This is a genomic window from Acinetobacter sp. WCHA39, from assembly GCF_002165385.1.
In the GTDB taxonomy this organism is placed as follows: Bacteria; Pseudomonadota; Gammaproteobacteria; order Pseudomonadales; family Moraxellaceae; genus Acinetobacter.
Genome location: NZ_NHRP01000025.1, coordinates 30,489 through 44,609, shown reverse-complemented (window position 1 = coordinate 44,609; position 14,121 = coordinate 30,489). Strand labels below are relative to the sequence as shown.

Below are 14,121 nucleotides of genomic sequence, written 5' to 3'. Positions count from 1 at the left end.
TCAGTAGAGTTAATCCACCCGATCGCAATGGACCCAGGTCTACGTTTTGCGATCCGTGAAGGTGGTCGTACTGTAGGCGCTGGTGTTGTTGCGAAAGTAACTGCATAATCGCTTAGAGTGATAAAAAAACACCCCTTTGGGGTGTTTTTTTATGTCTATTGTTCGACAATCTATCCTTAATTGTGTCCTAAACTGATACCTTGCTGTCCTAAACTGCACTTAATTCATCGCAATAAAACCGTAATATAAAACACAAGAAAATGAACAAAAGTACTAAATGGAAATTTTCCATTTAAAAGGAGTCAACAGCATGAATGCTAAGGTCAATATTTCAAACCGCGCTGGCGCTAGTTTTCCTGTACGCCGAATGGATTTTGAGTTTGGCGAAGTTCCACGGTATTGGGCAAATGGAGATGCTGCTTTAACTCATTTTATGACTGCACTTTCAGCACTGTTTCCAGAGGGTGAACAATTTTTTGTGAATAGTACCCGTGCAGTTAGAAATGATCCAAAAGTTGCTGATCCTCGATTACAAAAAGAAATTAGTGCTTTTATTGGACAAGAGGCAATGCATTCAAAGGAACACTTGGCCTTTAATGCAGCTGCGCAAGCTTATGGTTATGATGTGCGCAAATTGGAGGCACAAACAGGTAAAGTGATTCAGTATGGCGTTGCTATAAGTACTAAATTATTAAAACCATTTGGTTTTACAAAAGAGATGATTGGTTTAACGGGTACTTGTGCCTTGGAGCATTTTACATCAACGATTGCTGAAGAACTATTGTCTAACCCAGATATTCAATCCATGTTTATGGATGAGACCATGTACCATTTATGGATGTGGCATGCAGTTGAAGAAAATGAGCATAAAGCGGTGGCATTTGACGTTTATGAAGCGATGTATGGGCAGGGATTTAAAGCGTATTTTATGCGTTCATTAGCTTTAGTGATTGCAATGGGTTTAATTTTTATTACCCAGTCATATTTCACTGCGACTCTTTTAAAAACTGATGGCAGACTTACATGGCGAGATACCAAATATATGCTCAAGTTCATGTATGGCTATAAAGGTTTTATGACACGTCAAATTCCAAAGTTACTGGCATTTTTAAGACCAAAATTTCATCCGAATGATGATGATACAACAGCATTATTGAATAAATGGCGTGCTGAATTAGGCTTTAATATGAGTTAACTAAAATGGGCAATTAAAATTGCCCATTTTCTTATTCAAATTTTGTATTAAATTGCTGATAATCTGCATCAGTATTTTATAGGGTAAAAGTCTGTGATCCGATTGATGCAAGAGAGCGATTTAGACAGTGTTGTTGCAATTGAGCGCTTAGTACAAACACATCCTTGGTCGAAGCAACAATTTCAAGAGTCTTTAGCTTCCTATCAGTGCACGGTCTATGAGCAGTCGAATCAGGTTGTTGGGTTCTGTATTTTACAGCCTGTTCTAGATGAGGCCAATTTATTACTGATGGCGATTCATCCAAGCCAACAGGGTAAAGGTCTTGGATACGAGTTGTTAGATTATTCAATTCAACTTTTAAAAAATGATCCGATTCAAATTTTTTTAGAAGTACGTGAAAGCAATCTTGCTGCAATTCGTCTGTATGAAAAAACGGATTTTCATCAAATAGACTTACGCAAAAATTATTATCCAAATTTAGATGGTACAAAAGAGCATGCTGTGATTATGGTCAAAACATGCACTGATGATTTTGCTGCTTTATTTAATAATTAAGTTATCCCATTCCGATGGTAGTGTTGTCATTAATGAATTTCCAAGTTGATGAATCTCTTTTTCTGAGAGTGGGCGGTTAAGACGACGCCATTGTCCATCTAATAATAATTCCAGTGGCGTATATTGTGATTTGTAGTTCATTTTAGCTGAGTGAGGCACCCAATAACCTAAATATAGATAATCTAAATTTAAAGTGCTGACATATTCAATTTGTTTAAGAATCGCAAAAACACCAAGTGAACGACGTTGTTCTTGAGGATCAAAAAAAGTATATACAGCAGAGAGACCATCATCCAGTAAGTCACAAGTAGAAACGGCAATAAGTTTCTGATCATCCCAAAGTTCAATGAAAAAACTTTCTGTACAACTGTGAACGAGGAATTTTTCAAACTGATCTAATGTTGCTGGATACATATCGCCATCTGCATGACGCTCGTTAATATAACGCTCATACAAATCATAATGCTGTTGAGTGGCTTGTGAAGTTGGCAAAATACTCATTTTTAAATCTTGATTACGTTTCCATGCCTTCTTCTGGCTACTATTCATTTTAAATTCTTGAATTGGAACGCGACAAGACAAACATTGGCGACATAAATGGCATTCGGGACGATAGACAAAATCGCCACTACGTCTAAAACCGACACGCGAAAGTTCAGACAATGTCACCACATCAATGCGGTGAATTGGATCTAAAAATACCATTCGAGCTGATTTGTTATCGAGATAACTGCAGTCGTGTGGCGGTGTTATGTAGTACTGTAAGTCATTTAAAAGGGACTTGGGTTGGTATGATTTCATTAATCTCCCTCCAAGGTGTTAATCCATTAACCGTCTAATTTTGCAAAAACTGCTATTGTTTTACTTGAAAATACACGTTCTTGATAACTTTTCCAATTGATAGAGGGGGCAATAATTACATCTTGTAACGATTTTAGATATGTCTGGCGAGAAATTGTACTGGCTCCCAGACTCAGGAGATGATCGTTAACCAGTTGGCAGTCGATCCACGGCAACTGATTTTCCTGTCCAATCAGCATCAGGGTGTAGAAAGCCATCTTGGAAACATCAGTTTCGGTGCTAAACATGGACTCACCAAAACAGCCTTTACCTATCGTTACGCCATATAGTCCACCAACTAATTTTTCTTGTTGCCAGACCTCAATGCTGTAGGCATAACCCGCCTTAAATAGAGAACAATAGCCTTCGATTATATCTTCATTTATCCAGGTTTCATCAGCATAGCTACGGGGGAGTGAACATGAGCGTATTACATCTTCAAAAGCATGATTCACTGTAATTCGATAATCATGTTTTTTCATATTTCGAATTAATGATTTACTGGGTTTATATGCATGTGGCTGAATAATGCAGCGTGGTTCAGGACTCCACCAACAAATTGGTTCATCTTCGTTAAACCAAGGGAAGAGACCATGTGTATAGGCCTCAAATAATGTAGCAGTTGATAAGTCTGCGCCAATACAAATAAAGCCATGTCCTTCTGGATCGGCTTCAATAGGATCTGGGAAAATATATTTTGATAAAGGCAGCGCTTGCATAGTTGCTAAAGTGAATAAGAATGATTCTAAATTAACGCAACTAGAGCGCGTTGACAATCTATTCTAAATTGTCAACGCAAGGGAATATAGAGATTACTTCAAATTGTCGAGATATTTTTCAGCATCCAAAGCAGCCATACAGCCTGAACCTGCTGAAGTGATTGCTTGGCGGTAGATACTATCTGCTACATCACCTGCGGCAAATACGCCTTCAATAGAAGCGGCTGTAGCATTACCAGCAGTTCCACTGTGCACCTGAATATAACCATCACGTAGGTTTAATTGACCATCAAACATTCCTGTATTCGGTTTATGTCCAATTGCAACAAAGAGACCTTGTACTTGAATATCTTGTGTTGTTTCATCTTGTGTAGATTTAATGCGAACAGAAGTTACACCTGTTTTATCACCTAGAACTTCATCTACTTGATGATTCCAAATAATACTGATCTTACCTTCTTTCTCTTTTGCAAAGAGATGATCTTGTAAGATCTTTTCAGAACGCAAGCTATCGCGGCGATGAACCAAAGTAACGTGAGCAGCGATATTCGATAAATAAAGCGCTTCCTCAACAGCCGTATTACCACCGCCTACAACCATCACATTTTGGTTTTTATAGAAGAAACCATCACAAGTCGCACAAGCACTTACACCTTGACCCATAAATGCAGCTTCAGATTCAAGACCTAAATATTGTGCTGTTGCGCCTGTAGCAATAATAAGCGCATCGCAAGTATACTCTTCCATATCACCTTTTAACACAAATGGACGCGTTTTAAGGTCTACTTCGTTGATGTGATCATAGACAATTTCTGTACCGAAACGTTCTGCATGAGCTTGCATACGCTCCATTAACACAGGACCAGTTAATCCTTCAGGGTCACCAGGCCAGTTATCAACTTCAGTGGTCGTTGTTAATTGACCACCTAATTGCAAGCCTGCAATCAGTGTCGGTTTAAGGTTGGCACGCGCTGCATAAACTGCCGCGCTATAACCTGCAGGACCAGAACCCAAAATAATTAACCGTGAGTGACGAGCGCTCATTAAAGAACATCCTTTTTATATTGAAACTTTTAAAATTATACGTGAATCCACAGGGGAGTGGGTTGGATAATATTGATATACTTAATCGAATTGAGCTATATCATGGAGAGCATTTACTGATATTTCATCAATGTTTGCAACAACAATGGATGTTAACAACAACAGTAAACAATCGTGCATCTTTTTTGTAAGAACGAGTGCATAATATAAAACTTATTGATCAAGGTCAGTTAGACCTTAATCGATACCTACAAATAACAAATTGGGTTACAGGACTGTATATGGCTGCGGTGTCAAGTGTTTATGCACAACGCTTTTTAATGACATTATTTTTGATTTCTTTTGGCATTTATCTATTTCTTGCCACAGTAACCTACACACCTTTTGATCCAGGTTGGATGCATATTTCCAGTGATACGCAACAGGTCTCAAATGCAAGTGGTGTTGCAGGTGCTTGGATTGCAGACTTGTTATTCGGTTTTTTAGGATGGGCAAGTTTGTTCATTCCTTTATTTCTATTTATCGAAGCAATTCAAGTATGGTGGCCTAGAAGTTTTTTAAATCGCCCATTCCGTTATGCAGCACAGTTCTTCTTGATTCTGTCCATTTCTAGTTTGTTGTATCTACATTGGAATGTTCCAGCAGATACTTTAGAAAATGCAGCAGGTGGTATTATTGGTTATGAGTTGGGTCAGAGCCTTTCTCAGCTTTTAACCATTTATGGTGCAACATTTTTTTTATTTGCTTTCAGTATTTTATTATTCACTTTAGCTTTTGGTATTCAATGGAATAAAACTTGGGCAACATTAAAAAATACGCCAGCATATTTACAAGATTTGTTCTATAAAAATATACCTCAACACGAATCTGCTTATGATTTGACTGAACAATTAGCCTCAACAGAAACACCAACTATAAAGCAAAAAGCTCCACTCCAAGCGGCGGATTCAAATATTGTAGAGGCGAATGATACAGCCCAAAGTACACAGCACAGCATTGCAGCTAAAACAGCATCGACAGACAATGCACATCATCAATTATTAGCCGAAAAACTATTTGCTGATGTTGTTGCCAAAGAGCAGCAAAGTGTTCAATCACAAGAAGTATTATCAACAGAAGACTTTGAGCAGACTTTAAAACAAGCACATCAACTTGCAGCCGATAGTCAGCGTTTAATTCAAACAGGTGAAGTATGGCGTGCATTACAACATGATGATGCGAGCCATAAACAAGAAATTGATGCACTTTTGCGAGCGGCAGATGATGCTATAAATCCTTCATCTCAATATGTACACGCAGCAACGGAAGTTTCTTCTGCGGCAGCGCAACGTCCTCATCAGAGTCCAGTCGATTGGAATGATGACCAAATATTTGATGAATTATTGGCTGCTGTTCCTAATAGTAAAACGGCTACGGATGTACATAAGCCATTTATTCAAGAAACGCGATCAACGGCAAAAATTGAAAGTGATGAAATTGACTTTGATATTGAGTTAGATTCAACAGAAGTTCAATCTGTACCGCAAGCAACGGCAGTTCAGTCGCATCATATGATCAAAAATATGATCTCTGATGATAAGCAAAGTATTTTGGATGAAAGTTTTGATGAATTTGATGAATTTGATGATTTGTTAATTGAAGACAAACAACAGCAATCTGTATTGCAAACTCCGAGCTCGAGCTACGCGCAGTCTTCGGCTTTTGTAAAAGCACCTATTGAGATTGAAACACCTAAAGAAAGTTTATCAAAAGAAGCATTTATTGAAGCATGGCAAGAAACTGCGGGTAAAGTTGAAGAAAATTTTGATATCGAAGATGATTTTGATTTAGATGCGCCGTTAACAGATTCTTTTGGTCGGCCGATGTCTCGTGCGATGCAAGTGGCTCAAAAACGTCGTGATTTACCAACTTTGCCAGGTTTAGAATTATTGGACGAGGTAGACCCGAATAAAAAGGTGAACTTTACAGCTGAACAATTAGCTCGTTTGTCTGAACTTCTAGAAATTAAATTACAAGAGTTTAATGTCAAAGCTCAAGTAGTGGAGGCTCAACCTGGGCCTGTCGTGACACGTTTTGAACTAGATCTTGCACCGGGTGTAAAAGCATCTAAAGTGACCAATATTTCGCGTGACTTAGCACGTTCAATGTCAATGGCATCTGTTCGTGTGGTTGAGGTGATTGCTGGAAAACCTTATATCGGCATTGAAGTCCCAAATAGCAGCCGTGAAATGGTTCGACTGATTGAGTTGTTAAAGACACCTGCATTTGAAGACCCAGCGGGTTTACTTTCGATGGCGATGGGTAAAGACATTTCAGGTAATCCTGTGATTACTGATTTGGGTAAAGCACCACATATGTTAGTTGCGGGAACAACTGGTTCTGGTAAGTCAGTAGCTGTTAACTCAATGATTTTATCGATGTTGTTAAAATACACGCCTGATCAATTGCGTTTAATTCTAATCGACCCAAAACAGCTTGAATTAGCTAACTACAATGATATTCCACATTTATTAACACCTGTTGTTACTGATATGAAAGATGCTGTAAGCGCATTGAATTGGTGTGTAAATGAAATGGAACGTCGTTATAAGCTAATGTCTTTTCTAAAAATTCGTAAATTGGCTGACTATAACCGCAAAGTTGAAGAAGCGATTGCCAATGGTGACGATTTGATTGATCCGACTTGGAAAGCTAGTGATTCAGTTGTAGGGGAGCGTGCACCACGATTAGCTCCTTTACCATCGATTGTGATTGTTGCAGATGAATTCGCTGACATGATTATGCAGGTTGGTAAAAAAGCTGAGGAGATGATTACCCGTCTGGCACAGAAATCCCGTGCGGCAGGTATTCATTTATTACTTGCGACACAGCGACCATCTGTAGACGTGATTACAGGTTTGATTAAGGCGAATATCCCAACACGTGTTGCATTACGTGTAAATAGTAAAATTGACTCTCGAACAATCCTTGATGCAGGTGGGGCAGAAGATCTATTAGGGCACGGTGACATGCTATTCTTAGGACCAGGTAAAATCGAACCTGAGCGTGTGCATGGTGCGTTTATTAGTGATGATGAGGTGAACCGCATCTGTGACGCTTGGCGTGAACGTGGTGAGCCTGATTATGTTGATGAAATCTTAACCCCATTTGATGAAGAACCAACCTCACGTGGTTTTGAAGATGGTGATGGTGATCCTAATCGTGATGCACTTTATGATCAGTGTGTTTCTTTTGTACTTGAAACGCGCAAGGCTTCAACATCATCGTTACAACGTAAATTTAGTTTGGGGTATAACCGAGCTGCACGAATTATTGATCAAATGGAAGAGAACGGGATCGTAAGTTCAATGGGAGCTAACGGCAAACGTGATATTCTCGTTTAATAAGAATATTACACTAATAAAGCCCCTCTTTAGGGGCTTTATTGTTATAGGTTTATCAATTTTATATAGTAATAATCACGTTTTTTATTTAAGCTTATTGTTTAAAAATACAAGCTAAAGGGTGAGCCATGTTTGTTGCATTATGTACACTCATTTTTATTCATTTTTGTGCGCTTATCACTCCAGGGCCTGATTTCTTCTTAGTCTCTCAAACTGCTGTCAGCCGTTCTCGTAAGGATGCAGTATTGGTTGCATTTGGTATTTGCTTGGGGGCAATGGTTTGGTCACTTTTAGCATTGATGGGACTGAATATTATATTTGAAAAGATGGCTTGGCTAAAACAAGGCCTTTTAGTCGCTGGTGGTTTATATTTATGTTGGTTGGGATACCAAATGCTTCGTTCAGCTTTTTCAAAAGGTGAGCAAAGTATCAAACAGATAGTATTACCTCAGTCGCCTTATTTGTTTTTTATGAAAGGTTTACTCACTAACTTATCGAATCCTAAAGCAGTGATTTATTTTGGCAGTGTATTTTCATTATTCTTAGCCAATCCTTTATTTGATCAGCATCACTCTTTGCTTTTTATTATTATTGCGATAGAGACCTTGCTGTGGTTCTTGGTGGTAGCGTTTGTATTCTCATTGCCTACATTCAGAACAGCATATCAAAATTTTGCAAAATGGATTGATGGTATTTCTGGTGGGATTTTTACCTTACTGGGCGTTTATTTGATTGGTAGTCGATAAAATAAAGAGATAAAAAAGCCTGCTTTAAGCAGGCTTTTTTATCTTAAGCAAATTTTGCTAATACTTCTAAGAAGCCGTCTTTTTGACGTGGAAATTGAGCGATCACGTCATGAATACGCTGTCCTTCAGGATTAGTCGCATTTAAATCACGACCATCAGCTAAAAATTTGGTGATCAAGCGCTCATAGTCGAAGGGACGCATATGTTTGAAAGCATGATAGAGCACATGGAAGTCAGCATTGACATCTGCTGGTGGAAGTTGGTTGAGGTAGGCAAAAACACGCTCATCTGACCATTCTTCATTGAAAGTTGCTGGCTGTGATAATGCCATGACAATCTCCTCAGTCTTAAAATAATAAAGGCAAAATACGGGACTGAATAATTAACAAAGCATGGCTTTGTTCAGTCGCAATGTATTTTGCCTTTATTTGTGAAAAATCGCTAATGAAAAAACTTCTATCGATCTTCAGGTAAATTGATATTCATTTCTAACATTTCGATATTTGCTTCTGAACGAACTTGCATTTGAATGTGCTGTTCATCTACACCACGAACGTAACGACTGACCACTTGCATGATTTCTTTTTTCATTTGGTCAATTTTGTCTTGGCTTAAGCGACGACCTAAACCTTGTTCAGATGCAACAATAACTTTTAAGCGATCTTTGGCAGTTTGTGCACTTGATGGTTTTTCATCACTGCTAAAAAGTTTACTCCAAAATCCTGCCATAATTACGCTCCAAATAGTCTAGCTAACCAACCTTTTGGCTGTACTGCAATATGTCGATAAGGACGATCTTCGCCTAGGAAACGAGCGACTAAATCATCATAGGCTTGCCCAGCTTTAGTTCCATCATAAAGAATTACGGGCTTACCTTCGTTCGATGCTTGAAGTACGCTTGGACACTCAGGAATAACACCCAAAGTCGGAACACGTAAAATATCTTTTGAAATATCATCAATCGTTAACATTTCTTGTTTGTCAGCACGTTCAGGGTTGAAACGTGTGATACAGAGATGTTTACGGATACGGCCTTCGTTGTGTTCAACTTTTTTAGTTTTACTATCAAGCATACCAATAATACGATCAGAGTCACGTACTGATGAAATTTCTGGGTTTGTCACAATGATTGCTTCATCAGCATGATACATTGCCAAGACCGCGCCACGCTCAATACCCGCAGGTGAGTCACAAATGATGTAATCAAACTCTTGAGATAGTTCATCAATGACACGTGCAACACCTTCATCGCTCAAAGCGTCTTTATCACGTGTTTGAGATGCTGGAAGAATGTATAGGTTTTCGATTTCTTTATCACGAATCAGGGCTTGTTGTAAGCGAGCTTCATTATTGATGACATTGACAAAGTCATAAACGACACGGCGTTCACAGCCCATGATCAAATCGAGATTACGTAAACCTACATCGAAATCAATCACAACAGTTTTATGACCACGTAGGGCTAAACCTGTTGCAAAAGATGCGCTTGTTGTAGTTTTACCTACACCACCTTTGCCTGACGTTACGACAACAATTTTGGCCACCGAATCCACTCCTATTTATGGTCATACGGCCCTAAAAGGGCTTTTTGGGTGTTTAACAAGTTAAATTAAAACTGTAAGGCTTCAAATTCAAGCTCTTGCTTGTTATTTAAATAAATATGTACGGGTTTTTTGATCATATCTTTAGGAATATCATCTGCGACACAATATGTCCCTGCGATCGAGATTAACTCTGCTTCTAGTGAATGACAAAAAATTCGAGCTGATGTGTGCCCACCTGCGCCTGCAATGACTCTACCACGAGCATTGCCATAAATGTGAATATTTCCAGACGCAATGACTTCAGAGCCACTATTCATACCCGCATTCAAGATAATATCACCTTGCTCCTGTACCAAACATTGTCCAGTACGCAAAATCTCATCATGATACGAGGTGATATGCGTAGTCGGTGTTTGTTTTTGTGGTGTTTGTATTTCTTGAGTTTCAGTATTTTTTTCAGGTGCTTGAGCAACGACTTGCTCTTTTGATGCTTTGATACGCTGTAAAGGTTGATCAGCAGGCAGTACAGGAAATTGAATCGCCCGAGCTTCATCACCTAAAATTCCATCAATTACCGCCATTGGCTGTAACCCAAGATCAATCAGCAATTGAATTAAGGCAATCAGTTCTTGTTCAACGGTACTGTCAATAATGACTAATGTTCCAAGATAAGAACCTTCATTGAGGGTGCTTGTAAGTTGCTGGCGGATCGCATTATGGTCATTTGTGTCGAATGTTAATCGACTAAAATTCACCATTCTGCCCGTAATCCGTATATCAGCCATAATTTATCCTTAAGGGCTTTTTTAAGCACTCTATTGTGTTAAAGCATGTTGTAAATAAAAGCAAATGCTAGAACAAATTACAGGAATTCTCTAGCTAGATTGGTAAATTTTCTTGTAATCATTCTGCTTTTTTATCCAATTGATCATATTCACGTAAAGTTTGCTGCCATTGTTTGACTTTGACTTGTTTTCGTATGGCTGCAAGACTTTCAAATACCACTGATTCGACCAATTCTTCTAAGTATTTATTATCAATATTCAATTCACTGACTTTTTCTGCAATAAATACATAATTCTCATTGGGTTGATTTACAGATCCGTTAGTAAACGGTTCAATTAAACCTGCACTGATATTTTCACCCAAACGCTGTCCTATACTTTGAATTTGCTGTTCAATTCGCCCACCTACGATTGGGATTAGACGTAATAATTGAGTTAGCTCAGGCGTATCTTCAATGGCTTGATTAACAATAATCCCTACTTTTTGCGTAATGATCGGTTGTTGTGCTTGTAACGTTTTTGCTAAAGATTCTTGCAATATAGAAGAAAGGGCAACGGTAAATAATTGACGATGATGATCCACTAACTCATGAATAATATCTTTATGACTTGAACTGGTTTCTAGCTCCTGTCGGACGCCATCTACAACTGTAATCACCACACGATCTGACAATTCTTCCATAACGACACTGTAATAAAAAAGTGCCTTAATTCGAATATTATCTGGAACGACTTTATAACCTAGTTCATGTAAACGATAGGCAATGATACCTGCGCGGAATAAACGTAGAAAACGTAAATGGGGAATAATCGCTAAGATTTCATACCAATGAATAAATGGAAAAAACCACCAACGAGCATGGTGTTTATTCACAATCGCAATTGCCCATCGCACGGCAAGTTCAGTGATTAAAAAAATAATAAACCATGCTTCGGTGATAATCACCCAAGGGTGCAGATAGCTACGATAGAATTCAAGTACACCAGCTAAATGGATCGTATTAAAAAACCATTCGCCAATATTACTCATTAAAAAAAAGTTCATGCCTAAGCAGAACAAATTAAAAACAATAATAAACACCATGAAAATGTCATAAACCAGAAACAGTTTAAAAAACTTACTGTTTGGATTTACAAGGTTATATTTAGAGTTTTGTTTTGAGTCCTGCTGAGTCATGTGGTGAGTCAATTCCTAATCAGACTATTGATAATATTTAGATTTCATTTGTGAAATCAGTTGGTCTTTCTCTGTCCAAATTTGGTCGACCCATTGCTGGAAGCGTTCGCGGTAGATTGGATCATCTTCATAATTTCCACCCAGTACCCAATCTGGAATTTCTATTTTACGTAAATCCACAGCAATACGTGAAACATTGCCTAGCCAGAAATCACCATAATCTGGTGCACCATCAGGATAGACAATGGTCATATCAACCAAAGCATCAATCTTATCGCCTAAGATGTTTAAAGCCAATGCCAAGCCACCTGCTTTTGGCTTAAGTAAGTTTTGGTAGGGTGATTGCTGTTTTGCTTGTTTTTCTGCGGTAAAGCGAGTGCCTTCAAGATAATTGAGTAGTGTAAAAGGCTGACTTAAGAGCTGTTCACAGGCTTTACGTGCTTCTAACATATCGCGATGTTTCAGTTCTGGGTTTTTAGCCACTTGTTCCTTTGAGTGACGTTTCATCATTGGGAAACCCAAAATCTTAAAGGCTTGCCCAACAAAAGGAATAAAGATGAGTTCCCATTTGGTAAAGAAGCGGGTAAGTGGCATACGTGTGAGACCAAAATATTGATTTACTGTGGTGTCAACCCAACTTTGATGATTACAAATCATCATATAACGACCTTGTAAATTCAGATCGAGCTTTTCATCAATACTAATTTCCCATTTAAGATTTGGTAAGACTTTTTCAATCAGTTGATTATTTACCCCAATCCAACTATTCGCCAACTGAATATTGGTTTCATCTACCTTTTTTGATTTTTTAAATAATTTTGTAAAACCAAGAGCAAGAACAGGAGGACCATGTAAAAAAGTACTTCCTGTGATTACGGAACCAACAGTAAGTCCTTTAGTTACCCTTTCTAATAACGATACTTTTTTATTTGTGGTAGACATAAATCAAACCTTGGGTGCTAATTTTCGATAAAACAATCCTTTTAACTATAAACAACAGATGTTTAAATACAACTGTATATTTTTAAATGTTCACAATTTTCATATATTCCAGTACTTATAGATACAAAATCTGGGAAATTAAAATTTTTACCATAGAAGACTTAGATGATTACTTAATTTTTAATAATGTGACTTATTTACCATAAGTGTATTGTTATGCAAAATGATAAACAGTGGAGAGAATGTGAGTATAAGATCAAGAAAAGTGCATCAAAATATTACAAAAATATAAATAAACTGTTTGTTATTAACAAAATATCAATGGTCTGGCTTGATTTTCTCATTCATTATTTGTTCAGACAACAAAATACATAGACAGGAGCTACGCAATGCGTGCATTAGTAATTTCAACATTGGTAGGGGCTGGATTGGTACTTTCTGGTTGCCAAACAATGAGCGGACAAGGTAATGATATCGGCGGTGTTTCATACGACAAAGCTGCTTTAGGTACATTAATTGGTGCGGCGGCTGGTTACGGTGTTTCTAAAGGTATTAACAACGGTAGCAGCAGCCAAAACAACCGTGCAATTGCAATCGGTGCGATTCTTGGTGGCGCAAGTGGTTTATATCTCGATAACAAAGAGAAAAAATTACGTGAGCAAATGGCAGGTACAGGTGTTGATGTAAGTCGTAATCCAGATGGTTCTGTTCAATTGATCATGCCGGGTAGCATCACCTTTGATACCAATAAATCAAACATCAAACCAAACTTCTACGGTACTTTAAACAAAGTGGCGCAAACTTTAGCTGAAGATAACAAGAGCGCAATCTTAGTTACTGGCTACACAGACAATACTGGTAATGATTCAATCAATATCCCATTGTCTCAAGCACGTGCTCAATCAGTTAAAAACTATTTAGCAAGCCAAGGTGTTTCAAGCAGCCGTATTGATGCGCAAGGTTTAGGTTCTTCTAATCCTATCGCTTCAAACGCAACTGCTGCTGGTAAAGAACAAAACCGCCGTGTAGAAATTAGTATTTATGCAAAACAGTAATTATTACTGATTTAGAAAAACCACCTTCGGGTGGTTTTTTTTTATTGTGTCGAACAGCTTGCGACAAGCTGTGGCGTGTCATTTGTATAAGGCATCATAATTTATACAGATCCCAAGATTTACTATTGGGATTCTA

Annotated in this window: 14 protein-coding genes and 1 pseudogene; 6 read left to right on the top strand and 9 right to left on the bottom strand. The window is 38.1% G+C overall.

The genetic code is table 11. The annotated features are described in order from the left end of the window. The 3 genes and pseudogenes from CDG56_RS12495 to rimI form a co-directional block, all read left to right on the top strand. Positions 1-108, top strand: a pseudogene (locus tag CDG56_RS12495) (elongation factor Tu); the annotation flags it as partial. Positions 109-310: 202 nt separating this feature from the next. Next, complete coding sequence (locus CDG56_RS12490) at positions 311-1,195, top strand: metal-dependent hydrolase (RefSeq protein ID WP_087537151.1); 885 nt, start codon at positions 311-313, stop codon at positions 1,193-1,195. 93 nt (positions 1,196-1,288) lie between these two features. Further along, positions 1,289-1,750 (top strand): ribosomal protein S18-alanine N-acetyltransferase, encoded by a 462-nt coding sequence (rimI, locus tag CDG56_RS12485; protein WP_171295161.1) that lies wholly within the window; start codon positions 1,289-1,291, stop codon positions 1,748-1,750. Here rimI and CDG56_RS12480 read toward each other — a convergent pair. From CDG56_RS12480 to trxB, 3 genes are all read right to left on the bottom strand, one after another. After that, positions 1,736-2,551 carry an arginyltransferase gene (locus CDG56_RS12480; RefSeq protein WP_005158286.1) on the bottom strand — a complete coding sequence of 272 codons (816 nt, stop codon included), beginning with the start codon at positions 2,549-2,551 and terminating at the stop codon, positions 1,736-1,738. The two genes, rimI and CDG56_RS12480, sit on opposite strands and share 15 nt — an antisense overlap. Before the next feature lie 26 nt (positions 2,552-2,577). Then, on the bottom strand, positions 2,578-3,309 hold the full coding sequence (gene aat / locus CDG56_RS12475; protein WP_087548049.1) for a leucyl/phenylalanyl-tRNA--protein transferase: 732 nt from the start codon (positions 3,307-3,309) through the stop codon (positions 2,578-2,580). Positions 3,310-3,402: 93 nt separating this feature from the next. Further along, the gene (gene trxB, locus CDG56_RS12470; RefSeq protein WP_004663455.1) at positions 3,403-4,353 is read right to left on the bottom strand and encodes a thioredoxin-disulfide reductase; all 951 of its coding nucleotides are present in this window, start codon (positions 4,351-4,353) and stop codon (positions 3,403-3,405) included. Between the two features lie 281 nt (positions 4,354-4,634). Between trxB and CDG56_RS12465 the strand changes: the two genes are divergently transcribed. Next, positions 4,635-7,736 (top strand): DNA translocase FtsK, encoded by a 3,102-nt coding sequence (locus CDG56_RS12465; protein WP_087548048.1) that lies wholly within the window; start codon positions 4,635-4,637, stop codon positions 7,734-7,736. 128 nt (positions 7,737-7,864) lie between these two features. Next, complete coding sequence (rhtC, locus tag CDG56_RS12460; protein WP_004663452.1) at positions 7,865-8,482, top strand: threonine export protein RhtC; 618 nt, start codon at positions 7,865-7,867, stop codon at positions 8,480-8,482. Between the two features lie 43 nt (positions 8,483-8,525). Here rhtC and CDG56_RS12455 read toward each other — a convergent pair whose 3' ends face one another. The 6 genes from CDG56_RS12455 to CDG56_RS12430 form a co-directional block, all read right to left on the bottom strand. Beyond that, on the bottom strand, positions 8,526-8,813 hold the full coding sequence (locus CDG56_RS12455; RefSeq protein WP_005158274.1) for a PA4642 family protein: 288 nt from the start codon (positions 8,811-8,813) through the stop codon (positions 8,526-8,528). Between the two features lie 125 nt (positions 8,814-8,938). Next, positions 8,939-9,211 carry a cell division topological specificity factor MinE gene (minE, locus tag CDG56_RS12450; RefSeq protein ID WP_004663449.1) on the bottom strand — a complete coding sequence of 91 codons (273 nt, stop codon included), beginning with the start codon at positions 9,209-9,211 and terminating at the stop codon, positions 8,939-8,941. 2 nt (positions 9,212-9,213) lie between these two features. Continuing rightward, positions 9,214-10,026 (bottom strand): septum site-determining protein MinD, encoded by an 813-nt coding sequence (gene minD / locus CDG56_RS12445; RefSeq protein WP_087548047.1) that lies wholly within the window; start codon positions 10,024-10,026, stop codon positions 9,214-9,216. Between the two features lie 65 nt (positions 10,027-10,091). Next, positions 10,092-10,811 carry a septum site-determining protein MinC gene (minC, locus tag CDG56_RS12440; RefSeq protein ID WP_087544913.1) on the bottom strand — a complete coding sequence of 240 codons (720 nt, stop codon included), beginning with the start codon at positions 10,809-10,811 and terminating at the stop codon, positions 10,092-10,094. A 118-nt stretch (positions 10,812-10,929) separates the two neighbouring features. Beyond that, entirely contained in the window at positions 10,930-11,988 is a 1,059-nt protein-coding gene (locus CDG56_RS12435; protein ID WP_087548046.1) for a hypothetical protein, read from the bottom strand. A gap of 24 nt (positions 11,989-12,012) precedes the next feature. Then, positions 12,013-12,930: an acyltransferase gene (locus CDG56_RS12430; RefSeq protein WP_087544917.1), complete on the bottom strand. Its 918-nt coding sequence runs from the start codon at positions 12,928-12,930 to the stop codon at positions 12,013-12,015. Between the two features lie 389 nt (positions 12,931-13,319). Between CDG56_RS12430 and CDG56_RS12425 the strand changes: the two genes are divergently transcribed. Beyond that, the gene (locus tag CDG56_RS12425) at positions 13,320-13,985 is read left to right on the top strand and encodes an OmpA family protein (RefSeq protein ID WP_042891288.1); all 666 of its coding nucleotides are present in this window, start codon (positions 13,320-13,322) and stop codon (positions 13,983-13,985) included. Positions 13,986-14,121 lie beyond the last annotated feature (136 nt).